The organism is Herbaspirillum sp. DW155 (genome assembly GCF_037076565.1).
Taxonomy (GTDB): Bacteria; Pseudomonadota; Gammaproteobacteria; order Burkholderiales; family Burkholderiaceae_D; genus Herbaspirillum.
The window spans coordinates 1,648,383-1,674,706 of record NZ_AP029028.1; the positions used below are offsets into that span (position 1 = coordinate 1,648,383).

Here is a 26,324-nt window from a genome sequence, read left to right on the forward strand (position 1 = left end):
ATCACAGGCCATGCGGCCTGTGGCGTCTTTTCATGCTTTTGACGAGGCGATATGCAAGAGACCGAACCGACCCTGAGCCATTCTGACCAGGCTGCTAACCCGCTGGGGCTGGCCGCCCTGGAGGCGCGCCTGCGCCAGGACCTGCAATGGCTGACGTTGCCCGGCAAGTCGTGGACCCCGGCCATCGAACGCGATGGCATGCCGGTGATCGACGTGGCCATCATCGGTGGCGGCCAGGCCGGCATGGCGGCTTCGGTGGCGCTGTCGCACCTGGGCATTCCCAATGTGATCTATGACCAGTCGCCCAAGGACTTCGAAGGCCCCTGGGCCACCACCGCGCGCATGGAAACCCTGCGTTCGCCCAAGACCCTGACCGGTCCTGCCCTGGGCTTTCCGGCGCTGACCTTCCGCGCCTGGTTCGAGGCCCAGTTCGGGCTGGCCGCCTGGGAAGCGCTGGACAAGATCCCGCGCCTGCAATGGATGGATTACCTGCGCTGGTTCCGCCGCGTGATGCAGCTCGACATCCGCAACGAACACCGCGTGCTGGCCGTGCAGCCGCGCGCCGACGGCATCGTGGCACTGCAACTGCAATCGCCGGCCGGTACCTCGACCGTGCTGGCGCGCCGCGTGGTGGTCGCCACCGGCCGCGATGGTCTCGGTGGTGCCTACCTGCCGCCGCTGGCTGATCAGTTGCCGCGCGATCGCTGGGCGCATTCCTCGGACCTGTTCGACTATGCCAGCCTCAAGGGCAAGCGCGTGGGTGTCATCGGTGGTGGCGCCTCGGCCATGGACAGCGCTGCCACGGCACTGGAAGAGGGCGCGGCGCGCGTGGACCTGCTGATCCGCCGCAAGGATCTGCCGCGCATCAACAAGGGCAAGGGATCGGGCAGCCCCGGTCTGGTCAATGGCCACCTGCATCTGCCGGATGAGTGGAAGTGGCGCATCCGTCATTACGTCAATGCGCAGCAGGTGCCGCCGCCCTCGGGCAGCACCCGCCGCGTCTCGCGCTTTGCCAATGCGCGCTTCCTGCTGGGCACCGCCATCGAATCGGTCGACATCAAGGCGGACGGCACGCTGCTGCTGCAGACCAATCGCGGGCCGCTGGAACTGGATTTCCTGTTCTTCTCCACCGGCTTCAAGATCGACTGGAGCCTGCGCAGCGAATTCAAGGACATCGCCCCGCACATCCTCAACTGGAGCGACCGCTACACCCCGCCGGCTGGCGAAGAAGATCAGGAACTGGCCGACTCGCCTTACCTGGGACCGGTGTTCGAATTCCAGCAGAAGACCCCCGGCAGCCTGCCGGGCCTCGAACGTGTGCATTGCTTCTGCTATCCGGCCGCCGCCAGCCACGGCACGGTCTCCGGCGACATCCCGGCCATCAGCGATGGTGCCTACCGTCTGGCGCAGGGCATTGCCGCGCTGATGTACAGCGAAGACGTCGAGTATCACTACCGCAACATCCAGTCCTATGAAGAACCGGAACTGGAAGGCGACGAGTGGACCGAAGCGCCCTGGGAGTTGCCTGCATGAGTGCGGCCATTGCAAAGAGCGTGCTGCAGGCGCTGATGGTGGTGCTGTTGATGACGGTCATCGTCTTCTTCGGGCTGCACATGATCGGCAATCCGGTCGATATCCTGATCGGCCAGGACGTCGATCAGGTGGACCGTCTGCGCATCATCAAGGAACTGGGACTGGACCAGCCGGTGTGGCGCCAGTACCTGGCCTTCCTCAATGGCGCGCTGCACGGCAACCTGGGCAACAGTTTCGTCTACAACACGCCGGCCATCCTGCTGATCTTCCAGCGACTGCCGGCCACGCTGGAGCTGGCTTTCGCCGCGCTGCTGCTGGCCTTGCTGGTAGGCGTGCCGCTGGGGCTGTTTGCCGGCATGAAGCCGGATCATCCCTTCTCGCGCCTGGTGATGACCTCCAGCATCTTCGGTTTTTCGCTGCCGACCTTCTGGATCGGCCTGATGTTGATCATGGCCTTCTCGGTCACGCTGGGCTGGCTGCCTTCGGGCGGACGCGGCCAGACCGCCGAGCTGTTCGGCGTGCAGTGGTCGTGGCTCACCGCCGATGGCTGGCGTCACATGATCCTGCCGGCCATCAATCTCTCGCTGTTCAAGATTTCGCTGGTGATCCGTCTGACCCGCGCCAATGTGCGTGAAGTGCTGCCGATGGATTACGTCAAGTTCGCTCGTGCCAAGGGCCTGTCACCGGCACGCGTGGTGCTGATGTACGTGCTGCGCAATACGCTCATTCCACTGGTGACGGTGGTGGGGCTGGAGTTCGGCTCCACCATTGCCTTTGCGGTGGTCACTGAAAGCATCTTCGCCTGGCCCGGTGCGGGCAAGCTGATCCTGGACAGCATCAATGCGCTGGATCGTCCTGTCATCGTGGCTTACCTGATGGTGATCGTCTGCATGTTCGTCACCATCAATCTGGTGGTGGATGTGCTCTACAAGCTACTGGACCCGCGCGTGCGGGTGGAGGCCCGTGCATGAGCGCGCCGCAGACCGAAGTGAGGATGACGCAAGAACAGGTGCGCGCCCGCGTGGCCGAGCTGTCTGCGTTTCAGGCCCCGCGCCGCGAGTCCCCGTGGCGGCGCGTGATGCGCCATTTCGTGGCCTCGCGCTCGGCCATGCTGGGTCTGGTGATCGTGCTGCTGCTCATCGTCGGTGCCGTTGCCGCCCCGTGGATCACACCGCAGAACCCGTATGACCTGATGCAGCTGGATGTGCTCGATGCGCGCCTGCATCCGGGCAGCCCCAATGGTGCGGGGACGTTCACCTATTGGCTGGGCACCGATGGCCAGGGTCGCGATCTGGTCTCGGCCATCCTCTACGGCCTGCGCATCAGCGTGGGCATCGGCGTGGGCTCGGCCCTGATCGCAGGCGTGATCGGCACCCTGATCGGTCTGCTGGCGGCCTATGCGGGCGGCAAGCTCGATACGCTGCTCATGCGCTTTGCCGACCTGGTGCTGTCCTTCCCGTCCATTCTGGTGGCGATGCTGATCCTGGCCTATGTGGGCAAGGGCATCTTCAACGTGATGGCCACGCTGGTGGTGCTGGAGTGGGCGTATTACGCCCGCACCGCACGCGGTCAGGCGCTGGTGGAACGGCGCAAGGAATACGTCGAAGCCGCAAGGGGCCTGAACCTGTCTTCGTGGCGCATCATGGTGCGCCACATCCTGCCTAACTGCCTGCCGCCGCTGATCGTCATCGGCACTCTGCAGGTGGCACGCGCCATCACGCTGGAAGCTACCTTGTCCTTCCTCGGCCTGGGCGTGCCCATTACCGAACCCTCGCTGGGCCTGCTCATTTCCAATGGTTACCAATACATGCTCTCGGGCGAATACTGGATCAGCTTCTATCCCGGCATCACGCTGCTGGTGGTGATCGTGGCCATCAATCTGGTCGGCGACCGCCTGCGCGACATCCTCAACCCACGGTGGCAGAAATGAGCGCGCCCACTCTGGAAGTGCGCAATCTGCGCACGCATTTCTTTACCCCCGAAGGCGTCTTGCCGGCCGTCGATGACGTCTCGCTGTCGGTCGGCCGTGGCCGTATTCTCGGGCTGGTGGGCGAGTCCGGATCGGGCAAGAGCGTGACCGGTTTTTCCATCCTCGGCATGGTCGATGCGCCGGGGCGCATCGTCGGCGGCGAGATCCTGTTCCAGGGCCGCGATCTGGTCGGCATGGACAAGACCTCCCTGCGCGAATTGCAGGGCAACCGCATCGCCATGATCTTCCAGGATCCGATGATGACCCTGAACCCGGTCTTGAAGGTCGAAGCGCAGATGGTCGATGCCGTGCTGGCACACCGCAGGCTCAGCCGCCAGCAGGCGCGCGAACTGGCGCGCGATACGCTGGGCATGATGGGCATCGCCAGTCCCGAGGAACGACTGCAGGCCTATCCGCATCAACTCTCGGGCGGCATGCGCCAGCGCGTGGCCATTGCCATTGCGATGCTGCACAAGCCCGACCTCATCATCGCCGATGAACCGACCACGGCGCTGGATGTGACCATCCAGGCGCAGATCCTGTCGGAAGTGCAGAAGCTGGCGCGCCAGCACGGCACCGCACTGATCTGGATCACGCACGACCTGTCGGTGGTGGCGGGTCTGGCCGATGAAGTGGCGGTGATGTATGCCGGACGCATCGTCGAGCAGGGCAGTGTGGACGCGGTGCTGGATGCACCGCTGCATCCCTACACGCAAGGCCTGATCGGCAGCCTGCCCAGCAACAACCGGCGCGGTGCGCGCCTGCGCCAGATTCCGGGGATGACGCCCAACCTGCTGCACCTGCCGCCGACCTGCGCTTTCGCTGCGCGCTGCGAGCGTCTCTCGCAGCAGTGTCTGGTGGCGCCCGCGATCAGCGAACCGCTGCCGGCGCACCGGGTGCGCTGCTATCACCCGACCCCAAGCACACAGAGCAACGAGCACCATGGATAAGGCCGTCCTTCCCCTGATCGAAACCCGCGCCGTCAGCCGCCGCTTCGGCGAGCGCCGTCAGGGCTGGCTGGAACGCCAGTTGCAGGCGCGCGGCTGGAGCCGTCCGCCGGCCGTCACCCATGCCCTGGATCAGGTGGACCTGAAGGTCTTGCCGGGTGAGGTGGTGGGGCTGGTCGGCGAATCCGGTTGCGGCAAGTCCACGCTGGGCCGGGTGGCCTGCGGCCTGCTCGATCCTTCCGATGGCCAGGTGCTGGTCAATGGCCGCGACCGCGCCAGCCTCAGCAGCAAGGAAGAGGCCCAGGCCCGGCTGCAGGTGCAAATGATTTTCCAGAATCCCTATGCCAGCCTGAATCCACGTTTGCGCATCGACCAGATCGTGGGCGAAGCGGCACAAGTCAATGGCAAGGTCGAGGGCGACCTCGATGCCTATGTCTGCCAGCAGTTGCTGCGCGCCGGTCTCGATCCGGCCCTGCGCGACCGTTATCCACACCAGTTCTCGGGTGGCCAGCGCCAGCGCATCGGCATTGCGCGGGCACTGGCCGTGCAGCCGCAGATGCTGGTGTGCGACGAGGCCGTGGCGGCGCTGGATGTGTCGATCCAGGCGCAGATACTCAACCTGTTCATGGACCTGCGCGAACAACTGGGCCTGACCTATCTTTTCATCAGCCATGATCTGGGCGTGGTGGAGCACGTGTCGGACCGCGTGGTCATCATGTACCTGGGCCGCGTGGTGGAGAGTGCGCCGGTGGGTGAACTGTTCGGCCAGCCCAACCACCCCTATACGCAGGCGCTGCTGGCCGAGGTGCCACGCATGGGCGCGCGCAAGAAGGAATTCACCGCCATCAAGGGCGAGATCCCCAGTCCGCTGAACCCGCCGACTGGCTGCCACTTCAACCCGCGCTGCCCGCATGCCACGCAGCGCTGCCGCGAAGAGCAGCCGCTGTTGCGCGAGATCGCACCGGGGCATATGAGTGCCTGCCATCTCAATGAGGGCCGTTGATAAGTTTTGTTGAAATGTTCTACCTGCCGTTCGGACTGAGCAGGCCCCCTGGGGCCGTATCGAAGGCGCCGATGCCGCTGTAGCAGCGTCTTCGATACGCAGCTTCGCTGCTACTCAGTCCGAACGGGAGTAAGGGGGCCGTCCAGAAAGCCCCGAACTGATGTATCCGTAGTGCTTCCACCCTGACCACAGAGGAACCCGACCATGAAGAAAACCCTCCTGACCCGCCTGCTGGCCGTCGCCCTGACCGGCGCGGCGCTGGCTGCCGCTGCCGATGCGGCGCATGCGCAGAACCTCAACATCGCCTTTGCCGATCCGCTCTCGTCGCTGGATCCGCAACTGAACAACCACGCCGGCGACCGTTCGGTGGACCTGCATTTCTGGGATCTGCTGGTCCAGAACGACTACAACAAGCTGGTGCCGGGCCTGGCCGTGAGCTGGAAGAACATCGACCCCAAGACCTGGGAGTTCAAGCTGCGCCCCAACGTCAAGTGGCAGGACGGCAAGCCCTTCACCGCCGACGACGTGATCTTCTCCTACCAGCGCGCCCGCGCGGTTCCGGGCAGCGTGGCCACCTTCGCCGGTTATCTGCGCACGGTGGAATCGGTCACCGCCAAAGACCCGCTGACCCTGGTCATCAAGACCAACATCCCCAATCCGGACCTGCCGCTGAACCTGGCTTCGGTGCACATCGTCAGCAAGCACGTGGGTGAGAAATCCACCACCGAGAACTACAACAGCGGTGCGGCCGTGGTCGGTACCGGCCCCTACAAGTTCGTTTCCTACACGCCGGGCGACCGCGTGGTGATGCAACGTAACGACGATTACTGGAACGGCAAGGCCCTGTGGGAAAAGGTCAACTACCGCTACATCAACAATGGCGCGGCACGCACTGCAGCGCTGCTGTCGGGCGATGTGGACGTGATCGACAAGGTGTCGGTCTCCGACCTTGCCAAGCTGAAGCAGTCACCCAACGTCAAGGTCTACCCTTACAACGGCCTGCGCGTGCTGCTGATCCAGCCGAGCTTCCATGAAGGTCCGAGTCCCTTCATCACCGACAACAACGGCAAGCCGCTGGAGAAGAACCCGCTGCTGGATGTGCGCGTGCGCCGTGCCATGTCGCTGGCCATCAACCGCAAGGCGCTGATCGACCGCATCCTGCAGGGCGCGGCCACCGAGGCCAATCAGTGGATGCCGGCCGATACCTTCGGCTACAACCCGGAGATCAAGAACATTCCCTTCGACGCCGCACAGGCCAAGAAGCTGCTGGCCGAGGCCGGTTTCCCGGAAGGTTTCAAGCTGACCATCCACGTGCCCAACGACCGCTATCCGCAAGCACCGGAAACCATGCAGGCCGTGGCCCAGTTCTGGACCCGCATCGGTATCAAGACCCAGGTCGAGGTGCTGCCGTGGGCGTCCTATTCCTCGCGCGCCAACAAGAACGAGTTCGCGGTCTCGGTGCTGGCCTGGGGTAACGGTACCGGTGAAGCCAGCTATGCGCTGGTCAACGTGCTGGGCACGGTCGATCCCAAGAAGGGCATCGGTGCCTCCAACTGGAATCACTACAGCAGCCCGGCCGTGGACAAGGCCCTGGCCGATTCGACCGCCGAGTTCGATGCCGCCAAGCGCGAAGCCATCCTGCGCGGCGCTGCCAAGACGGTCTCCGATGAAGTGGGCGTGATCCCGCTGTATCACTACCAGAACATCTGGGCCGCCAGGAAGGGCCTGAAGGTCACCCCCATCAGCAGCGACCGCACCACGGCCATGATGGTGACCCAGGACAAGAAGTAAGGCCATGCCCAACTTCTCCATCGAGGTCAGCCCGGCCGACGACCTGATCGACGTGCCCCGCCGCATCATCGTGCGGGGTGCGCATCCGGGCGAGCCGGTGCGCATTTCCTCGTCCACCCTGCGCAACGGGGCGGAGTGGCGCAGCACGGCCTGCTACATCGCCGATGCCTACGGCCACGTCGACGTGAGCATGAACCCGGCCATCGATGGCGATTACCACGGCATCGATCCCATGGGCTTGCTGTGGTCGCAGAAGCCGGTGCAAGACGGCCGCCGCGACAACTTCCACGCCGATGTCATGGCACCGCTGGTGACCACGCTGACGGTCTCTTCGCTGGATCAGCCGGGCCTGGCACCGTGTGCGCCAGCCAGTACCGAACTGGTACAGCGGTTGGTTGCTGCCGGGGTGACCCGGCGCGAGGTGCGGGAGCAGGGGCTGGTAGGCACGCTCTTCCTGCCGGCTACGCCCGGACCGCATCCGGCGGTGATGATTCTCAACGGGTCCGGTGGCGGCATCAACGAACCGCGTGCGGCGCTGTATGCTTCGCGCGGTTATGCCGCCTTCGCGCTGGCGTATTTCAAGGCGCCGGGCCTGTCGGATTACATCTCCAATACCCCGCTGGAATATTTCGAACGCGGTCTGGACTGGCTGCGTGCCGAAGTAAAACCGCTGCACGATTTCGTGGCCATCAGCGGCCAGTCGCGCGGCGGCGAGCTGGTGCTGCTGCTGGGGGCGACCTTCCCGCAGAAGGTCTCGGCGGTGCTGGCCTATGTGCCCAGTGCGCTGGTCCACAGTGGCCAGAACGCGGCCGATCCGGCGGTAGGGCGGGAAGGCCCGACCTGGCTGCTGCGCGGCGAACCCTTGCCGCATCAGTGGCAGGGCAATCGCACAGCCAGCTGGGCGCCGTTTGACGAAGGCCCGTCGCCGCATCGCCATGAACTGGCGATGCTGACGGCGCTGCAAGATCCGGAGGCGGTGGCGCGCGCCCGCATTCCGGTGGAGAAGATTGCCGGACCGGTGTTGCTGCTGTCGGCCACAGACGATGGTTCCTGGCCATCCAGTCTGTATTGCGCGATGGTGCGTGACAGGCTGGCCGAGGTAGCGCATCCCTGGCCGGTGGTGTGGCGCAACTATGCCCATGCCGGTCATTCGATCCTGTTCCCGTTTGTCCCGACCACGCAGACCACCTATGCGCATCCGGTGTCGGGGCGCATCAGTACCGGTGGCGGTGAACCCGCCGCCAATGCCCGCGCCGATCTCGACGCCTGGCAGCAGGCGCAGCACTTCCTGCGCGACGCGCTGGCCAGGCACACATCCACAAAGGAAATTTCATGAGTACCCCTGTCTACGACATCAGCAAGGATGTCATCGACCAGCTGGCCGGCCTGGCCGCTGGCACCCCTCTGCACGGCCTGCGCCATCAGCGCGACAAGGTGGCCGTGGCTTCGCAGGGCAGCTATGACACGCTGTTCGATCCGGCTCTGGAAGGGATAGGTCTGGACGAGCGCCTGCTGGTGGCACTGTACGCCTGCCGTCTGGCGGGTGCGTCCGATCTGGCTGCGCACTACCGCGAACGTGCGCTGGCCGTGCCGGCCGATGCGACGCAACTGGCGGTGGCCGAGCGTGGCGAGCCCGAGCAGTTGCCGGAGGGCCGTTTGCGGGCCATGCTGGTCTTCACGCGCGCGCTCACGCAGCGCCCGGTGGAAGGCGACAAGGCGGCCATCGAGAAACTGCCGGTCGCTGGCATCAGCACGCCTGCGGTGGTGGCGCTGTCGCAGCTGATCGCTTTCGTGTCCTATCAATTGCGCGTGGTCGCGGGCCTGAAGGCCATGCGTGCTGCCGCTGCCCAGTAAGGAGAGTCGACATGAGCGACATCATCAAGGCCAACGGCTTTACCAATGAAACCCTGGAATGGGATGCCTGGCTGGACGTGATCCAGCTGGAAGCGGCCAGCGAGGACCAGATCAAGGTGCTGGAAGAGAGCCATCCCAAGGCCAAGACCTCGGACTATTACCTGTTCCTGGCGCACCAGCCGGACATCCTGCGTCAGCGGTCGGCGGCCTTCAACGCCATCATGTACGCGCCGGGCGGATTGTCGCGTGCCGAGCGCGAGCTGGGTTCGCTGGTGGTCTCGCGCATCAATGGCTGTGTGTATTGCGCATCGGTGCATGCGCAGCGTTTCGAGCAGCTTGCCAAGCGCAACGATACGGTGCGCCAAGTGTTCGATACGCCCTATGGTGCCGGTGTGGATGCGCGCGAGCAGGCCATCGCCAGGTTCTCGGCCGAGCTGACCGAGACCCCGGGCGAGATCGGGGCGGCGCAGATCAAGACGCTGTATGACGTGGGCTTGAACGAGCTGGAAGTACTCGACCTGATCCACTCGGTGGCCATCTTTGCCTGGGCCAACCGCCTGATGCTCAACCTGGGCGAGCCGGTGTTTGCCGATGGCAGCAAGGCTGAGACCAAGTAAATCATTTACATGAGGAGACAGTGATGCACATTCCGGATCATCTGGTCTATGCCGAGACTCACGAATGGGTCAAGCTTGAAGACGATGGCACGCTGACCATCGGCATTACCGATTTCGGCCAGGAGCAACTGGGGCCGCTGGTGTATGTGGACATGCCGGCCGTGGGCAAGGTGCTGGCGCGCGGTGCTGAATCGGGCATCGTCGAGTCCAACAAGACGGCTTCGGACTTGCATGCTCCCGTTGATGGCGAAGTGATCGCCATCAACGGGGCATTGTCCGAGACCCCTGACGCCATCAATGGCGCACCCTATGAGCAATGGATCTTCAGGCTCAAGCCGGCCGCGCCATTTTCGGCGGAGGGCTTTCTTGATGCGGCGGCTTACATCAGGCTGATTTCCTGACGCGCCGTTGCGTTCAGGAGGCCGAGGCGGCGGCGCGGATATCGAAAGCGCCGCCGGTCTGTGCGCGGTCACGCAAGGTGACGGCGGTCTTGCCCAGCAGGGGGAAGACCAGTTCGGCGAAGCGGATCGCTTCTTCCAGGTGCGGGTAGCCGGACAGCACGAAGGTATCCACGCCCAGGTCCGCGTATTCCTGCAGGCGTTCGGCCACGGTCGCCGCATCGCCGACCAGGGAGGTGCCGGCGCCACCGCGCACCAGTCCCACGCCGGCCCACAGGTTGGGGGCGATTTCCAGCTTGTCGCGGCGTCCGCCGTGCAGGGCGGCCATTCTTTGTTGTCCTACTGAATCCATCTTTGCGTAGTTTTGCTGGGCGCGGGCGATGTCCTCATCGGTGAGTTTGCTGATGAGGCGGTCGGCATCGGCCCAGGCTTCGGCGGTGGTTTCGCGCACGATGGCGTGCAGGCGCACGCCGAAGCGCACCGTGCGGCCGTGTTTGGCGGCGCGTTCGCGCACGTCTTCGATCTTCTGTTTGACGGCGGCGGGTGGTTCGCCCCAGGTGAGGTAGGCGTCCACGTGTTTGGCGGCGAGGTCGTGGGCAGCGGGGGATGATCCGCCGAAGTAGAGGGGCGGGTAGGGTTGCTGGACGGATGGATGGAACAGCTGGCCGTTGCGGATGCGGAAGTGTTTGCCGTCGTGGTTGACGGTTTCGCCCTGGAGCAGTTTGCGCCAGATGGTGAGGTATTCGTCGGCGGCTTCGTAGCGTTCGTCGTGTTTGAGGAAGACGCCATCGGCTTCCAGTTCGGTGGCGTCTCCGCCGGGGACGACGTTGAGGAGCAGGCGTCCGTTCAGGGCCTGGTCCAGGGTGGCGGCTTGTCTTGCAGAGGGGCCGGGGCCGCCCAGTGATGTTCTCAGGGCGACCAGCAGTTTGATGCGCTGGGTGACCGGGACCAGGCTGGCGGCTACTACCCACGGGTCCAGGCAGGAGGCGCCGGTGGGGATCAGCAGGCCGTCATAGCCGAGGGTTTCGCTGGTGATGGCGATCTGGCGCATGTACTCGAGCGTGGGGGCGCGGCCGAAGTCGGATTTGCCCAGGTAGCGGGTGTCGCCTGATGTTGGGAGGAACCAGAAGAGTTCTAATGACATGCCAGAGTTTCCTTTTGCGATTTTCACTTTGGCGTTATTAGAGCGCTCTGTTGGTGTTGTGGCTAAGAATGTTTTCTTCTTTTCTTAGTTGGTTTTTGTTTTTGTTTTTGTGGTTTTGGTTGATGTTGTCTTGGCGTGGTGTTTTTCTGGTTGTTCGGTCTGGCGTAGTCTGCACGGAATGCTTTTCTGCGCTCTAGCTTAATTCTTATCATTCTCCGATCGGAGCGGAGCGCCGGGGGCGGCCCGGCAGCCGCTCACTTTTCTTGTCTCGCCAAGAAAAGTAAGCAAAAGAAGGCGACCCCAGAGAGCCAGCCCTCCTTCGGAGGGTTCCCGCCGCAGCGGAGCGAAAAGTGGGAAGAATAGAGTCGCTTCGCTCCCACTATTCTTCTGATCCACTTTTCGCTCCGCTGCGGCGGCTGGCTCTATGGGGAAAGTCCAAACGGGCTCGCCTTCGGCCTCGCACTTCTCCGACTCGCCTTCGGCTTTGGGTTGGCTCGCCTGCGGCATCGATTTTTCTTCGATCCGAGGGCTTGGGTTTTTATTGTTTAAATAATTTACTGTCCGTTCGACCTGAGTAGTCGCGCAGCGACGTATCGAAGGCTAGAGAACGCCAACGCAAAGCCGAAGGCGAGTCGGAGGTGTTGCGATGCCGAAGGCGAGCCGTTTCGGCCGTCCGCATCTGCGCCGCCGCTTCAGAGAGCAACAAAACGGATCAGGAAAATAGTCGGAGCGAAGCGACTCTATTTTCCCCGTTTTGTTGGTCTCTGAAGCGGGGACCCTCCGAAGGAGGGCGGCGCAGCTGCGGTCGCCTTCTTTTGCTTACTTTTCTTGGCGAGACAAGAAAAGTGAGCGGCTGCCGGCAGAAGCAGTGCTTCTGCCCCCCGGCGCTCCGCTCCGACCGAAGAGAGAAAATAATTAAGCTAGAGCGCAGAAAAGCAATCCGTGCAGACTACGCCAGACCGAACAACCAGAAAAACACCACGCCAAGACCAAAAAACAGCAAGCCCCGGCACTGGCGGCAATCCCCTGTGAACGCGCCCCGATGCCACGCAGTCACTAAGGAGATCAGGGCTGCCGGCAGTCGCTGAGCATCTCCGCCTGCGAGATGTTGCTGCCCGGCGGCACGCTGTGCGTGAGCCAGACATTGCCGCCGATGACCGATCCTTGGCCGATGGTGATGCGCCCCAGCAGGGTCGCGCCGGCATAGACCACCACGTCATCCTCGACGATGGGATGGCGCGCAATGCCCTTGACCAGTGAACCGTCAGCCTCCTGCGGGAAACGCTTGGCACCCAGCGTTACGGCCTGGTACAGGCGCACGTTGCGGCCGATGATGGTGGTCTCGCCGATCACTACGCCGGTGCCGTGGTCGATGAAGAAACTCGGACCGATCTGCGCCGCCGGGTGGATGTCGATACCGGTGGCCGAGTGCGCAATGTCGGCGATCAGGCGCGCCAGCAGCGGCGCACCCAGCTGGTGCAGGGCATGCGCCAGGCGATGGTAGATGATCGCGGTGGTGCCGGGGTAGCACAGCAAAATTTCTGAAATGCTGGAAGCCGCCGGGTCCCCGTGATAAGCCGCCTGGATGTCGCTGACCAGGATGTCCCGCACCGCCGGCAACTGATGGGCGAAGTCCCGCGTGATGGCCGTGGCGCGCTCGCGCAGCAGCCCATCCACCTCCACATCACTGCTGAAATACAGACTGCGACGCACCTGCTCGCGCAGGATGGCCAGCGCCGCATTCAACTGGCTGCCAACGAAATAATCGATGGTCTCATCGGATAAATCGGTATGGCCATAATGCGTCGGGAACAAGGCCGCCTGCAGATGCTGCAAGAGCTTTTGCATGGCTTCGCGCGAGGGGATCTCGCGGATCTCGCCACGGTAGCGGATCTTGTTGGTCACTTCGCGCGAGGTGCGCAGGCCGGCGACGACGGCCGACAGGCCCAGGCTGGCTGACTCGGCCGAGTCAGTCAGCGCGCTCAATTCGGGGGTGTGAGAGGTATCCATGCCCGCATGCTATCAAAAATGCGCGGCGCGCGTCGGCAGGGGCAGGGGAAGGGAATCCGGAGGAAGAGCGATTCGCGGCACCCAGTTCTATCTGAAAAGTGGCGCCGCATTTGAATCTGCTCTGGGAATGCACTGTAACGGGGAATCCACATTCCTGCAAAGGATCATTGCGCATATCCATATGCCAATTTGATCTGCCGCAAATCCTTGCCCCCAAGGGGTGATGGCGATGGCGTCGGCCGCCGGGATGGTGCATCAGGAAATTCCTGATGCATTTCGTGGCGTTCTCAGGAAGCTCCCGATACAGGGTGGCACAACAAAAACGTAAAGTCTCATCCATACCAGCTGCACTACGCAGGACCAGCCGATCAGCAAGCGCAGATGTTTTCGGATGGCAACTTGCAGCGCGAGTCTGACCGAATTGTTTTGCCGATGTCCGGCCCTTGCCGTTGCGGGACATCTCCACAGGATTACCGGGAAGCCCTGAGGGGGGCTTACTTTTGGGCGCGCTTTCGCAAGAAGGTGCGTCTTTTTTTTGTTTGTGATGCAATAGCCCCCGATTCTATCCATCCAGAAAAAAGGGGAACATCCATGCCTGCGCTCCGTCTGCGCTCGTCCACCCAGGTCGCCCTGCTGTTACTGCCGCTGTCATTGCTGATCTTTTCGGATAACGCCGCGCAAGCCCAGGCAGCGGCTGCGGTGGCCGTCCCGGTTCCTGCCAGCGCTGTCGCACCCACGCCGGTGGCCAGTGATATCACCCGCACTTGCGCGGCCGGCAGCGGCTGCGTGCTGACCTGCCTGAACATGGCGGCAGAAACCGTGATGACCGAAACGGCCACGCGGGCCGTGCGCATCATCTCGCTGTCCAACGGCAATAGTGAATTCCGCATGGACAACGGCAATGCCGGTATCAACGTGATCCTGGTTTCTCACGACAACCTGATGTGCAAGCTCAGCGGTGGCATCTGAGGCCACGGCACGCTTCAGTTGCCCAGCAGTTTTTCCCGCACCGATTCTTCTTCGGCATGGCTGGCGCTGGCGCGCGCCAGGTCCGACAGCGACAGTATCCCCACCAGTTGCCGCCGCTGCGGACCGGCCACCACCGGCAGGCGCGCTACTCCCAGGCGCGCCATGGCGCCGGCCGCAGCGCGGGCGCTCAGGTGCGGCAGCAGATAGCCGCCATCGGGCTCCAGCAGCGTACCGCAAGCCTCGGCCGGATCGGCTGCCTGCAAGCGGCTCAGCGCGACCATGCCGACCAGCTGCCCGTGCGTAATCACCGGATAGTAGCGATGCGTATGGCCTGCCGAGCGGCACAGCGCCAGTGCCTGACCTGCAGGCAGATCCGTTTCCAGTGCCTGGGGCGGCGACATCAGGTCTTCCACGTGGACCCGTTCCAGCGGATCGACACCGTACTCCCGATGCACGTGCAAGCCGCGCCGCGCGATCTTCTCGGTCATGATGGAACGCTTCATCCACAGTACGTTCACGCCATAGGCCACCGACGTGGTGGCGATCAGCGGCAGCAGGGCATTGCCCGCGTGGGTCAGGCCGAAGGCGAAGACGATGGCCGTCAGCGGCGCACCCAGCACGCTGCCCAATACCCCGGCCATGCACACCAGCGGCCACAGCCCTGAAGAGCCGCCCGGCAGCCAGGGCGAGAGCACCAGTCCCAGGCCGGCCCCCATCATCAGCAGCGGTGCCAGCACCCCGCCCGAGGTGCCCGAGCCCAGGGCCAGCAGCCAGATCACCGCCTTCACCAGCAGCAGCGCCAGCGCCGCCGAGACCAGCATGTGCTGGTTCAGCAGATCGGCAATGACGTCATAGCCCACCCCCAGCGCACGCGGCTGCAGCAGTCCGCCCAGTCCCACAGCGATGCCACCGAGTGCGGGCCACCACATCCAGTGCAGCGGCAGCCGGTGAAAACCATCCTCGATGCGATACAGTGCCAGCGTCAGCACGGCAGCCAGCACCCCGCTGGCCAGACCCGCCATGAAGCAGGACAGCAGCGCGACCGGCGTGACCGGCGCCACCTGCAAGGGAAACAGCACGCCGGCCTCGACCACCCAGGGCCGCAGGAACCCGGCCACTGCGCAAGCCAGCGCCACCGGCAAGAGGCTGCGCGGGCGCAGTTCGAACAGCAGCAGTTCCACTGCCAGCAGCAGTGCCGCCAGGGGCGTACCGAAGATCGCCGTCATGCCGGCGCAGGCGCCCGAGACCAGCAGGGTCTTGCGCTCGGCGGCCGTCAGGTGCAGCCATTGCGCCAGCAGCGAGCCGACCGAACCGCCGGTCATGATGATCGGACCTTCGGCACCGAAGGGACCACCGCTGCCGATGACGATGCCCGAAGACAACGGCTTCAACAGCGCGACCTTGGGCGACATGCGGCTCTTGCCGAAAAGAATCGCTTCGATGGCTTCGGGGATGCCATGACCGCGGATCTTGTCGCTGCCGTAACGCGCCATCAGACCGACGATCAGCCCGCCCGCCACCGGCAGCAGTGCGGCGATCCAGCCCAGCGTATGGCCGGCCGGTGCAACGGCGTCAAAGGATAGCCGCTGGAAATAGAACAGGTTGGTGAACAGTGCAATGAGCTTGAGCAGCAGCCAGGCTGCGCCAGTAGAGAGCGCGCCGATGAGCACGGCGATGGCGCATAGCAGGGGCAGCCGCCGGTCGGCGGTGTAGTCGCGTTTGTGTTTCATGGAGGAGCCGGGTTGGACAGCCGTCGTCGTGCCAGTAAGAAGGGAGAACGCCTGTGGTCAAGGAATAAGCGGCAAATATATCATAACGTGATATAAAAATGTGGTTGCGGATGAGATGGGTGTTGTATGCATGGCGCGACTTATCCGCTTTTCTTCTATGCACTTGAGGAATGATTCGTTCGCAGCATGAGAGCGGCTGGATAAGCTGTGCACCTCGATTCCCTGACCTCAACCATGAAAGACGGAGCCCGCATGCCGCAGCAAGAAGACAAACGCCACCGTGCCCTGGCCGCAGTGGAACTGAGCAGCAAGCGCCGCCGCCTCGTTGCAGCCGGACTGGCACTGGGTGCAGCGGGTGCGGCGGCGCTCCTGAGCCCGCGTGCGGCGCACGCCGCCACGCGTCAATTGCGTGTGGGCTACCAGAAGGGGGCGCTGAGCATCATTCGCGCCCATGGCACGCTGGAGCAGCGTCTGGCCCCGCTGGGCGCGACCGTGAAGTGGATCGAATTCAGTGCCGGACCGGTGCAGCTCGAAGCCCTGGGCGCGGGCTCCATCGATTTCGGCGATGTCGGGGAAGCGCCGCCCATTTTCTCGCAGGCGGCCGGCACGCCGCTGGTCTATGTGGGGGCGACGGTACCGCGTCCCTTTGTGGAAGCCGTGCTGGTCAAGGATGACAGCCTGCAGCAACCGGCGCAGTTGAAGGGCAAGCGCATCGCCCTGAACAAGGGTTCCAACGTGCATTACTTTCTGGTCAAGCTGCTGGAGAAGCACGGGCTCCAGTATGGTGACGTCACCCCGGTATGGCTCGCCCCGGCCGATGCGCGCGCGGCCTTCGAGCGCGGCGCGGTGGATGCCTGGGCCATCTGGGAGCCTTACCTGGCGGCGGCCCAGCAGACCCTGAAGGCGCGCATCCTGGCCGATGCCGACGGGGTGGTCAAGAATCGCGCCTATTATTTTTCGACGCGCGATTATGCCCGCGACAATGGCGACCTGATCCGCATCGCGCTGGAGGAACTGGCCAAGGTGGATGAGTTCGCTAAGTCCCGCCCCGACGATTACGCCAGCGAACTGGCCGGCATCCTCGGGCTGCCCAAGGGGGTGCTGGATGTGGTGGTACGCCGCTACAGCTACGGCACGCTGCCCATTACCCATGCCATCCTGGACGAGCAGCAGCAGATTGCCGATACCTTCCTGGCGCTCAAGCTGATTCCGAAGAAGATCAACCTGCGCGAGACGGCACCGCCCTGGCTGGCCTGACCGCTTGTCCCGCTTCCTTGGAACGGCCGGCGAGTCACATCGCCGCAGCGCTTATGGGTCCAAATTCAGGAGTTGTCGTTCAAGCCGCTTGATACCTTGGATCAGGTTTGAAAAACTGGAGGAACGCGTGTTTTCCAGAGCCAGATGTGATCCAAGCAATCTGGATCCGCCGACCTTCTGGTATCTGCCACGCGTCAGCTCCTTGAGTTCCATGCTGGGCGATCCAAGCCGGTCTGGATCTCTATACTTCGCGTGGCCTTGAAGTTTGTGCAGTCCAGGGACACCTAGTGCTGACTCCACAGCCCCCAGGTCTGCCAGATAAAAACTCTCCAGCTCGCGACAGGCAATCCGAACCAGAGAAACGTTTCCTTTGCCCCCGTCCGCGCACTTGGTCAGTAGCGAGGCCTTCAAAGCCTTGCAGTCTGCATGGCTGTCCTGATCGCGCATGATCAGAAAGCGCGCTGCAGGATTCAGATAGCCTCGAAGCTTTCGCTCGAGTTGTTTTTCCAGATCCTGCTTGCCTTCGAATGGGATGAACCGATGATGCACCGAGGGATTGAGGATTCTTGGCAGCAGCGTTTCCAGCATGGCTTTTGCAGACGGTTCCTCAAGAAGAAAGACGAGTTCCGGCCTCATTGCGGGTCGGCCCCTTCAAAAAATCCTTGTTTCCACAGATAGCCGAGCTGGTCCCCTTCGCTCATGTATTTTGCGATTTGAGGATCATCTTTGGCGCGGCGTATCTCCGTTGTTCCATCTCTCTTGACCAGCCAGCACACCTCTTCCAGATTCAGTGCATTGAGGAAGTCCGGGGAGTGCGTTGACACGAGGACTTGTCCACGGTTGGAGTAGAGGCGGAACTCTTCAGCCAGCTCAGTCATCAGCTTCGGATAAAGCTGGTTTTCCGGCTCTTCGACACACAGCAAGGGGTGAGGGACCGGATCATGCAATAACACCAGATAGGCAAACATTTTGATCGTGCCGTCCGATACGTATCTGTCCAGAAAGGGCGTCTTGAAAGAGCCATCCTGGAACCTGAGGGTGAGATAACCATCGTCCATCAGCCGGGGTTCGATCCGGCTGATGCCCGGAACGCGTTGCGCCATGATTTGAAGGATTTCCTGAAATTTTTCAGGAAATCTCTCATGAAGATACAAGGCTACTCGAGGAAGGTTATCGCCCGTCTCTGATAGATGCTCTGAATCTCCGGCAGCTTCCTTGCGGCCTCGCGCTGCAGTAATGTGGAAATCGGACACGTGCCATGATTCAATCAACTGCCGGAACGCGTTGGCCGCCTTGAATCGCTCGAACTGCCCCAAGCCCTTGATGGCCAAGGTGTCTGACGCTACGGTCTGATGTTCACGATCCAGTGATTCGTCGGGTTGATGGAAATCCTCTTCGTTGGTGATGGCGAATCCCGAGCCGTTGGTGAAGTCCAGGAAACGGTAGGGACTGCCATAACGGCCACGCTTATAACGCAATACTTCGCGTTTGACGAACGGTAATCCGTCCTGTTCGGCAATCTCCAGCGAGTAGGTGACGAGCCGTTCCACGTCAGTAATTGGCATACGGTATTGAATCTCGATGAGGATACTTTCATCCTCTGAAACTCCGCGACTGAGGACTTCCTTGAACCGGCCGCGTTTGTCCAAGGCTTGTCTTACATTGCCTTTCAGACAGTCGTGGAGAAATCCGAAGACGTCAAACAGCGTAGATTTTCCGGCGCCGTTGGCGCCGACCACGACCAGGAAGGGTGGGATATCCGTGAGATGTACGTCACGGAACGTCTTGTAATTTTTTAATCTGATTGACTCGATCTTCACGTATTTCCCCAGTAATCAGGCTGCAACGCACGGTGAGGTGGCTGATGCAGGTTCCGTCCAGAGACGGTAGCCCGGTACTTTATCATGCTCTGAAACGCTCGCTCTTCTCGTCTTTGCGTTGCACAAGAATAGCAAGCAGCAGATCAGGAGGCTAACGATTGTCAGGGACGGAAAAAAGCCCCGATGGCAAGCCATGCATGCCATCGGGGCCCGGTTGAGGCAGAGATTGTTCGAGCCGGTCAGGCCTTGAACTGCAGCGCGTTGGTCAGATCGCCCATGGGCTGCTGGCCGCGCGCGATCATGGCGTCATCGCGCTCCTTGAGACCATCCAGTTTTTCCAGGCCGAAGGTGCGGGTGATCAGGCGCAGGATGGATGCGGTGTCATACACGGTATGGTCCACCGTTCCCTTGCGTGCGAACGGCGAGATCACCAGCGCCGGCACGCGCGTGCCCGGACCCCAGCGGTCGCCCTTGGGCGGGGCGACGTGATCCCACCAGCCGCCGTTTTCGTCGAAGGTGATGACCACTACCATGTTCTTCCACTGCGGGCTGGCCTGCAGGCTCTTGACGATGTGGGCGATGTGGCGGTCACCCGAGGCCACATCGGCGTAACCGGCGTGCAGGTTGAGGTTGCCCTGCGGCTTGTAGAAGGTTACCGGCGGCAGGCGGCCGGCCTCGACGTCGGCCAGGAAGCGGTTGGTGCGCGACTCGTCGCCCAGGCCGCCGTCACGCAGGCGCTTGTTGCGCTCGGCGGGATTTTCCGGACCCAGGTTCTTGAAGTAGTTGAAGGGCTGGTGGTGATACTGGAAATTGGGGATCTTGGGGATGCCCTTGGAATCCTTGAACTCATCCAGCGTGGCCTGCCACGCGCCGGCATACCAGGCCCAGTCGATGCCCTTCTTGTTGAGCTTGTCACCGATGTGCTCGTGCGTCTGCGGCACCAGCACGCTGGGCTGGTTGGGTTCGGCATAGGCGGGGTTGTTGCGGTCGCGGCTCCAGGTCGGCCAGTAGGGCGGGGCCATGGTGTTGACGGCGTAGCCATCTGGCGTCAGTGCGCTCGGGCCGAACTTTGGCGGGCCGTCCATGGCACTGGCCGGGCTGCCTTCGGCGGGGACCAGTTCCGGCGAGAGCGGATCATTGTTTCTGGTCTTGGCTACCTGGGTACGCGAGACCGAATTCATCACATCCGGATAGTAGGGCGGCCTGGCGCAGATCAGGTACTGGTGGTTCAGGAAGGAGCCGCCGAAAGCGCCCTGGAAGAAGTTGTCGCACAGCACGAACTCGCGCGCCACGTCCCACAGGCGCAGGTTGTAGCGGGTGTCCGCATAATGGCCCATGGTCAGGCCACCGGAGTCGGCCCAGGCCACGAAGCCATCGTTCTTGCCACCGTTGATCTGCATCTGGTTCTGGTAGAACACGTGCCACAGGTCGCGCGTGACCAGGCCCAGCGGCAATGCCTCGCCTTGCGGGCCCTTCAGGGCAAAGGGGGCGTTGGGCAGGTTGGTCTGGTATTGCTTGCCGGCCGCATAGGTCACGCCTTCGACGGTCTGCTCCTGGCTGACCACGCCGCTCCAGGCCGGCGGCAGTTGCTTCAACAGGCTGCCGTCACGATCGCGCTGCTGGTACTCCGAAGGCTTGACGGACGACAGCGGTTTTTCCAGGCCGGGGAAGTCGGCAAAGAGGTTGTTGAAGCTGCGGTTCTCGGCGTAGATCACCACGATGGTCTTGACGTTCTCGCGCAGGGCGCGGTCCAGCGCGGCGGACTCGGCCGGGTTGCCGCTGGGGTAGGCGACCGGTCCCTGGCCTTCGGTGGCGCAGGCGGCCAGGGTCGTGCCGGCACTGAGGGCCGCCATGCTGCCCAGGAAGCGGCGGCGGCCGGGTTGTTGCGGGATCTGCGGGGTATCGCTGGACGCAGGCTGGCTGCCGGCGATGTCGTCGTCGTGCTTGCTCATGGATGGGTTTCCTGTCGGATATTGTTGTCGGGGTTTGGCGCGTAGCGGGGCAGGAGCATAGCGCGACCGTATGACAAGGATGTGTCTTTCCGATCATACTTGCAACCACGGAAATGATGAATTTTGCCCCAAGAGACAGTGAAAGATTGAGTAAAAGACAGGCTAGGATGCTATCGCGGCGCCGTGATCGGCCTAGAATTCAGCCACCGCCCCGGTATCGATCCGGGCTTCCCGGCCCGTGGGAGGGCCAGGCGGGCGGGCCGCGCCAGGGGACGGCAGGTTGCGCCGACGTCTTTGCGGTCTTGTTTGTCGAGGGATTCATCATGCTCAAAGCTTTTCAATACGTGCTCATCGGCGCAGGCTTCAGTGCCTGCATGCTGTTCGTGCTGGCCCTGGCCATTACCGAACCGCTGACCTGAGCCTTGGCCGGACGCTCGGTCCGGTCTTCACACCAGCCCGTCATCATGCAGCCTGCACGCGCTATTTGCGCTGCAGGACCGGTTTGCCCGAGCGGTTGACCGCGATGAACAATCCCATCAATCCCACGAAGGCCGCCAGCAACAGGCTGGCGTTGAGGATCACGCGCGCATAGCCGAGCGCGTTGACGTCAATGAAGGGATACGGGTAAAAGCCCGACAGCGCTCCCCGCCACAGGGTCAGCAGCAGGTAGCCCAGAGGATAGATCAGCCACAGCAGCGACTTCCTCAGCGACGCCTGGAACACCGGCACGAAAAAAATCCAATACACGATGGCCAGCAGCGGCACCACCGTATGCAGACTCTCATTGACCAGGGCGCGGAACCCGGTCGGGGTCCACAGATGGCGCAGCAAGAGGTTGTAGGCGATTCCTACGAAGGCCAGATAGGTCACCACGGCCGAGATGACGGAGGGCTGCCGGAAGAAGCGGCTCACCGGTGACTTCAATGACAGGGCCAGCGAGGTAAAGCACAAGGCACTCATCAGGATGGTGAGGTTGGTCAGATACATGGTCAGCCGGTCCAGCCCATCCAGCACGCCACCACCGCGCGCCAGCAAACGGCTGATGGTGATGTCGGTCTGCGCCACGAAGGCAAACCAGCTGATGCCGGCGATCAGGGCGGCTACCGTGCGGGCGGCGGCCGAGTGGCGGTGTGCCGGGAAGAGATGCGCGCCAAAGGAATCCAGCGATTCCGGCGAAGGGATCCTATCGTTGCTCATGGTGTGTTCAGGGAAGAGGAGAGGGCCACGGCCGCAGTACGGAAGTGCGTGCTGTGCCAGCCGTGCGATGTGCCACATCATAAATCGGCGGGCGCGGTTGTGCTGGCCGCATGACATTCATTTTCAACGCTTACATCAGGACACATCGATACCGGTACCTGCTTGGGGCTCATCCGTGCGGTATAAGGCGGCCTTTTTCATAAAAAACGGAAGGGGATAAATTCTAAGTTTTTGATCCGTTGGAATTGCCGGGAATGGATCATTCAGGAATGGCGTTACTGTTCGGAAAGCTTTATCCAGAGCGGATTTTAGGTCGCCGTGTGTCGCCTTATGGCGACGCCTTCGCACCATCAACTGTTACATTTTTTTTAGTTACAAGGCGCTTCAAAATATAAATAATTTGCCTTGTCTTCACTGCAGAAAAACAGTGCTTTTACTGTTACAAATTTGCGGTGAACTTTGCAAAAGGCATCCTGCCGAATCGCACAGGTTTCCTTCGAGGCAATGCTTGCAGGCATCGCACCCGGACTGTTCATCTCTCCCGCGCGAACGCCCGGAGGAACCGTTCTCGTCCCACGTTGTGCGCGTCTTTCGTGCGCACCTTGACGCAGGCTATTTTTTCGCGCGTAGATTTTTACGCATCAGGCACCACCATTTCAGGAGATCACATGCTTCGCTCGGAATCCCTCTTCGGCAAACGCGAAACCAGTTCGACCAATTCCCCGTTCAGCAGTGCGGGCAACGTCTCTTCTTCTACAGGCGGCAATGTGACCAGCGTCAACAAACCTACCCAATACCCTTCTTCGGTTTCCAGCACCACCGCGCCGGCGGCCACTGAAGAGAGCGGCAGCAAGCTCACCGTCGGGCCCAACATCAAGGTCAAGGGCGAGATCGAGGATTGCGATACGCTGGTGGTCGAAGGCAAGGTACAGGCCACCATCAATTGCCGCGTGGTGCAGATTGCCGAGCGTGGCGCGTTCAAGGGCTCGGCTGAAATCGATCTGGCGGAGATCCGCGGCGAGTTCGATGGCGATCTGACGGTGCGTCAGAAGCTGGTGATCTATTCCAGCGGCAAGGTGACCGGCAAGATCCGTTACGGCAAGCTGGTGATCGAGGAAGGTGGCCAGCTGGCGGGCGACCTGCAGGTCGGCGGCGGCCACGAGCAGAAGGACTTGTTGCAGAAGACGGCCTGAGCTCCCCTGCGGGTGGTGCCGGCTGTGCAGCGCCGGCTGCCATCCGATGAGGAGGCGGGCTGAGGCCGGGCCAGGCGGATTTTCGACTGGATTTCCTGTTGGAAATAATTTCCGGTCGCGGGCGCGATTTGTTATCAAGTTGCGCCGATCTGCGGTGATTTCTGGTGGAATGACCACGCTTTGACGCGTACCGTGCGGGCTTTTGCGGGTGCGGATTTGTCCGCATGGCCGGGCCGTGCGACAATAGCGCCTTTCGTCCCTTTCGTCCTTTACCCGGCCTGCCGGGCCGGTGGCCGCCGCTGCGTGGCGGTGCCGGTGGGACGCTGGCGTTTGGTTTCATTGCTCAGTTCACTCATGGCTCACCCGGAATACATTCTTACCTTGTCCTGCCTGGACCAGCGCGGCATCGTGCATCGCGTCTCGGGCTTTCTGGCCGATCACGGCTGCAACATCATCGATTCGGCGCAGTTTGGCGATGCGCAGTCCAAGCTGTTCTTCATGCGGGTGCATTTTTCGGCGGAGGATGCTTCGGTGTCGGATGCGGCGCTGCGGGCGGACTTCGGTGTGTTGGGCGATTCCTTGCAGATGAACTGGCAGTTGCATGATGCGGGCAAGAAGCCGCGTGTGATGTTGATGGTGTCCAAGATCGGTCATTGCCTGAACGATCTGCTGTTCCGTTACAAGAGCGGGTTGCTGCCGGTGGAGATTCCGGCGATCGTGTCTAACCATACTGATTTTTATCAGCTGGCTGCAAGCTATAACATTCCCTTCCATCATCTGCCGTTGGCGACGGGGGCGCCTGTCGAGGTCAAGCGTGCTCAGGAGCAGCGGATCATGGAGATCGTGGACGCCAATCAGATCGATCTGGTGGTGCTGGCGCGCTACATGCAGATTCTGTCGCCTGAGATGTGCGAGGCCTTGCGCGGGCGGGCGATCAATATTCATCACTCCTTCCTGCCTAGCTTCAAGGGAGCCAAGCCTTATTATCAGGCGCATGACCGGGGCGTTAAGCTCATCGGGGCTACTGCGCACTTCGTGACGGGTGATCTGGATGAGGGGCCGATCATCGAGCAGGGTGTTGAACGCGTTGACCATTCCATGGGGCCGGATACCTTGACTGCGATTGGGCGGGATATTGAATGCGTGGTGTTGGCGCGGGCTGTCAAATGGTTTACCGAGCATCGGATTTTGCTCAATGGGCATAAGACTGTGATCTTTAACTGATCCGTTTTTTGTTTTATCGGGACGCCGCCTGGTTTTTGTTGGGCGGCGTTTTTGTTTTTGTGGTTTTTGTTTTGTTGTCTTGGCTGGGGTTTTTTCTGGTTGTTCGGTTTGGCGTAGTCTGCACGGATTGCTTTCCTGCGCTCTAGCTTAATTATTTTCTTTCTCCGGTCGGGAGAACGCGCCGGGGGCGGCCCGGCAGCCGCTCACTTTTCTTGTCTCGCCAAGAAAAGTAAGCAAAAGAAGGCGACCCCAGAGAGCCAGCCCTCCTTCGGAGGGTTCCCGCCGCAGCGAAGCGAAAAGTGGGAAGAATAGAGTCGCTTCGCTCCGACTATTCTTCTGATCCACTTTTCGCTCCGCTGCGGCGGCTGGCTCTATGGGGAAAGTCCAAACGGGCTCGCCTTCGGCCTCGCACTTCTCCGACTCGCCTTCGGCTTTGGGGGGGGGCTCGCCTGCGGCATCGATTTTTCTTCGATCCGAGGGCTTGGGTTTTTATTGTTTAAATAATTTACTGTCCGTTCGACCTGAGTAGTCGCGCAGCGACGTATCGAAGGCTAAACAACGCCAACGCAAAGCTGAAGGCGAGTAGGAGGTCTCACGATGCCGAAGGCGAGCCGTTTCGGCCGTCCGCATCTGCGCCGCCGCTTCAGAGAGCAACAAAACGGATCAGGAAAATAGTCGGAGCGAAGCGACTCTATTTTCCCCGTTTTGTTGGTCTCTGAAGCGGGGACCCTCCGAAGGAGGGCGGCGCAGCTGCGGTCGCCTTCTTTTGCTTACTTTTCTTGGCGAGACAAGAAAAGTGAGCGGCTGCCGGCAGAAGCAGTGCTTCTGCCCCCCGGCGCTCGGCTCCGACCGGAGAGAGAAAATAGAACCCATTTCATAAATAGCGCCGCATGAGGATGACGGAGAAAGCGAGATGAACGAAGCCTGTGTAATGATCGGCGCAACGCTCCCATCGGGTAAGTACACGCTTGAAGGCATTAAGCCAGGCAAACAGTCGTTCGATCTTCCATCGGCGCCGGTATCGGCGCAGCGCCCGGCCGTCTTGAGTGACCGCTCTTTTTCGATTGCTCTTGTGTGGTGCGATCAGTTCAATGCCTTTGGCAGCAAGTCTTTGATCGAGCGGATCACTATCGTAGGCGCGATCCCCAATAATTCGTTCGGGTCGTCCCACTGTGACAATCTCATCGAGGGTAGCCTCGACAAGGGTGACTTCATGTGGGCTAGCAGAAGACGTGTGCACGCCGAGTGGAAGACCAGTAGCGTCTGCAATAACCATGAGCTTCGTACCCTTGCCCCGCTTGGTCTTTCCGACCTTTGGGCCCCTTTTTTTGCCAACACAAACGTGCCGTCAATAAAGCATTCGGAAAGATTGATTTGGCCAACCTCTTCGAGGTGTTGCGCCAGTGCTTCGAGTATGTGCCGTAGCACGCCACTCTTGACCCAGCGCGAAAATCTTCGGAAGCATGTCGTGCCAGAGGGGAACCGATCTGGCAAATCACACCAGGCCGCACCGGTGCGTAGCACCCAGAGAATCCCGTTCATGACGGCGCGGTTGCTGTGCAATTCCGGGCGTCCACGCCCATCATCACGTCTAGGTGTTTCTGGTATCAGCGGCTCCAGAATCGCCCATTGTTCGTCTGTTAGTTCTTCTCTTCGTGCCATACGAAGAAGTTAACACGCACGATAAAAAGTTAACAGACCCTATTTATGAAATGA

The 26,324-nt window shown here is 61.8% G+C and carries 22 protein-coding genes; 14 read left to right on the plus strand and 8 right to left on the minus strand.

The features are described from left to right. Positions 1–51: 51 nt before the first annotated feature. From AACH55_RS07360 to gcvH, 10 genes are all read left to right on the plus strand, one after another. Entirely contained in the window at positions 52–1,533 is a 1,482-nt protein-coding gene (locus AACH55_RS07360; RefSeq protein WP_338718793.1) for an NAD(P)/FAD-dependent oxidoreductase, read from the plus strand. Continuing rightward, positions 1,530–2,504: an ABC transporter permease gene (locus AACH55_RS07365; protein WP_338718794.1), complete on the plus strand. Its 975-nt coding sequence runs from the start codon at positions 1,530–1,532 to the stop codon at positions 2,502–2,504. Before AACH55_RS07360 ends, AACH55_RS07365 begins: the two co-directional genes overlap by 4 nt. After that, positions 2,501–3,463 carry an ABC transporter permease gene (locus tag AACH55_RS07370; protein WP_338718795.1) on the plus strand — a complete coding sequence of 321 codons (963 nt, stop codon included), beginning with the start codon at positions 2,501–2,503 and terminating at the stop codon, positions 3,461–3,463. Before AACH55_RS07365 ends, AACH55_RS07370 begins: the two co-directional genes overlap by 4 nt. Further along, positions 3,460–4,452: an ABC transporter ATP-binding protein gene (locus tag AACH55_RS07375; RefSeq protein ID WP_338718796.1), complete on the plus strand. Its 993-nt coding sequence runs from the start codon at positions 3,460–3,462 to the stop codon at positions 4,450–4,452. The genes AACH55_RS07370 and AACH55_RS07375 overlap by 4 nt, the downstream gene beginning before the upstream one ends. Then, entirely contained in the window at positions 4,445–5,452 is a 1,008-nt protein-coding gene (locus tag AACH55_RS07380; protein WP_338718797.1) for an oligopeptide/dipeptide ABC transporter ATP-binding protein, read from the plus strand. The genes AACH55_RS07375 and AACH55_RS07380 overlap by 8 nt, the downstream gene beginning before the upstream one ends. Positions 5,453–5,656: 204 nt before the next feature. Next, a complete protein-coding gene (locus AACH55_RS07385; protein WP_338718798.1) occupies positions 5,657–7,243 on the plus strand; it encodes an ABC transporter substrate-binding protein in 1,587 nt (528 codons plus the stop codon). Positions 7,244–7,247: 4 nt separating this feature from the next. Beyond that, positions 7,248–8,579, plus strand: coding sequence for an acyl-CoA thioester hydrolase/BAAT C-terminal domain-containing protein (locus AACH55_RS07390; protein WP_338718799.1), 1,332 nt, complete (start codon positions 7,248–7,250; stop codon positions 8,577–8,579). Next, positions 8,576–9,097, plus strand: a complete 522-nt coding sequence (locus tag AACH55_RS07395; protein WP_338718800.1) for a CMD domain protein — start codon at positions 8,576–8,578, stop codon at positions 9,095–9,097. The genes AACH55_RS07390 and AACH55_RS07395 overlap by 4 nt, the downstream gene beginning before the upstream one ends. Before the next feature lie 11 nt (positions 9,098–9,108). Continuing rightward, the gene (locus tag AACH55_RS07400; RefSeq protein ID WP_338718801.1) at positions 9,109–9,714 is read left to right on the plus strand and encodes a peroxidase-related enzyme; all 606 of its coding nucleotides are present in this window, start codon (positions 9,109–9,111) and stop codon (positions 9,712–9,714) included. Between the two features lie 23 nt (positions 9,715–9,737). Then, entirely contained in the window at positions 9,738–10,115 is a 378-nt protein-coding gene (gcvH, locus tag AACH55_RS07405; protein ID WP_338718802.1) for a glycine cleavage system protein GcvH, read from the plus strand. A gap of 13 nt (positions 10,116–10,128) precedes the next feature. On the opposite strand, the gene ssuD is transcribed toward gcvH, so the two are convergent. Both ssuD and epsC read right to left on the minus strand, forming a co-directional pair. Continuing rightward, complete coding sequence (gene ssuD, locus AACH55_RS07410; RefSeq protein WP_338718803.1) at positions 10,129–11,256, minus strand: FMNH2-dependent alkanesulfonate monooxygenase; 1,128 nt, start codon at positions 11,254–11,256, stop codon at positions 10,129–10,131. 1,065 nt (positions 11,257–12,321) lie between these two features. Further along, on the minus strand, positions 12,322–13,266 hold the full coding sequence (epsC, locus tag AACH55_RS07415; RefSeq protein WP_338718804.1) for a serine O-acetyltransferase EpsC: 945 nt from the start codon (positions 13,264–13,266) through the stop codon (positions 12,322–12,324). A gap of 591 nt (positions 13,267–13,857) precedes the next feature. On the opposite strand from epsC, the gene AACH55_RS07420 reads away from it, so the two are divergent. Beyond that, positions 13,858–14,235 (plus strand): hypothetical protein, encoded by a 378-nt coding sequence (locus AACH55_RS07420; protein WP_338718806.1) that lies wholly within the window; start codon positions 13,858–13,860, stop codon positions 14,233–14,235. A 14-nt stretch (positions 14,236–14,249) separates the two neighbouring features. On the opposite strand, the gene AACH55_RS07425 is transcribed toward AACH55_RS07420, so the two are convergent. Beyond that, entirely contained in the window at positions 14,250–15,965 is a 1,716-nt protein-coding gene (locus AACH55_RS07425) for a chloride channel protein (protein ID WP_338718807.1), read from the minus strand. A gap of 252 nt (positions 15,966–16,217) precedes the next feature. Here AACH55_RS07425 and AACH55_RS07430 point away from each other — a divergent pair, with 252 nt between their 5' ends. Beyond that, entirely contained in the window at positions 16,218–17,222 is a 1,005-nt protein-coding gene (locus tag AACH55_RS07430; protein WP_338718808.1) for a sulfonate ABC transporter substrate-binding protein, read from the plus strand. Between the two features lie 51 nt (positions 17,223–17,273). On the opposite strand, the gene AACH55_RS07435 is transcribed toward AACH55_RS07430, so the two are convergent. From AACH55_RS07435 to AACH55_RS07450, 4 genes are all read right to left on the minus strand, one after another. Then, positions 17,274–17,858, minus strand: coding sequence for a DUF4276 family protein (locus tag AACH55_RS07435; protein ID WP_338718809.1), 585 nt, complete (start codon positions 17,856–17,858; stop codon positions 17,274–17,276). After that, a complete protein-coding gene (locus AACH55_RS07440; protein ID WP_338718811.1) occupies positions 17,855–19,042 on the minus strand; it encodes an AAA family ATPase in 1,188 nt (395 codons plus the stop codon). The genes AACH55_RS07435 and AACH55_RS07440 overlap by 4 nt, the downstream gene beginning before the upstream one ends. A 239-nt stretch (positions 19,043–19,281) precedes the next feature. Beyond that, positions 19,282–20,994: an acid phosphatase gene (locus AACH55_RS07445; protein WP_338718812.1), complete on the minus strand. Its 1,713-nt coding sequence runs from the start codon at positions 20,992–20,994 to the stop codon at positions 19,282–19,284. A gap of 480 nt (positions 20,995–21,474) precedes the next feature. Beyond that, a complete protein-coding gene (locus AACH55_RS07450) occupies positions 21,475–22,191 on the minus strand; it encodes a Pr6Pr family membrane protein (RefSeq protein ID WP_338718813.1) in 717 nt (238 codons plus the stop codon). Between the two features lie 668 nt (positions 22,192–22,859). Between AACH55_RS07450 and AACH55_RS07455 the strand changes: the two genes are divergently transcribed. After that, positions 22,860–23,384: a polymer-forming cytoskeletal protein gene (locus AACH55_RS07455; RefSeq protein WP_338718814.1), complete on the plus strand. Its 525-nt coding sequence runs from the start codon at positions 22,860–22,862 to the stop codon at positions 23,382–23,384. Positions 23,385–23,738: 354 nt separating this feature from the next. Beyond that, positions 23,739–24,608 carry a formyltetrahydrofolate deformylase gene (purU, locus tag AACH55_RS07460; RefSeq protein WP_338720213.1) on the plus strand — a complete coding sequence of 290 codons (870 nt, stop codon included), beginning with the start codon at positions 23,739–23,741 and terminating at the stop codon, positions 24,606–24,608. A gap of 874 nt (positions 24,609–25,482) precedes the next feature. Here the strand turns inward: purU and AACH55_RS07465 are convergent. Next, a protein-coding gene (locus AACH55_RS07465; protein ID WP_338717769.1) for an IS5 family transposase occupies positions 25,483–26,270 on the minus strand; the annotation gives its coding sequence in 2 pieces (ribosomal slippage) (positions 25,483–25,919 and positions 25,919–26,270; 789 coding nt in all). Positions 26,271–26,324 lie beyond the last annotated feature (54 nt).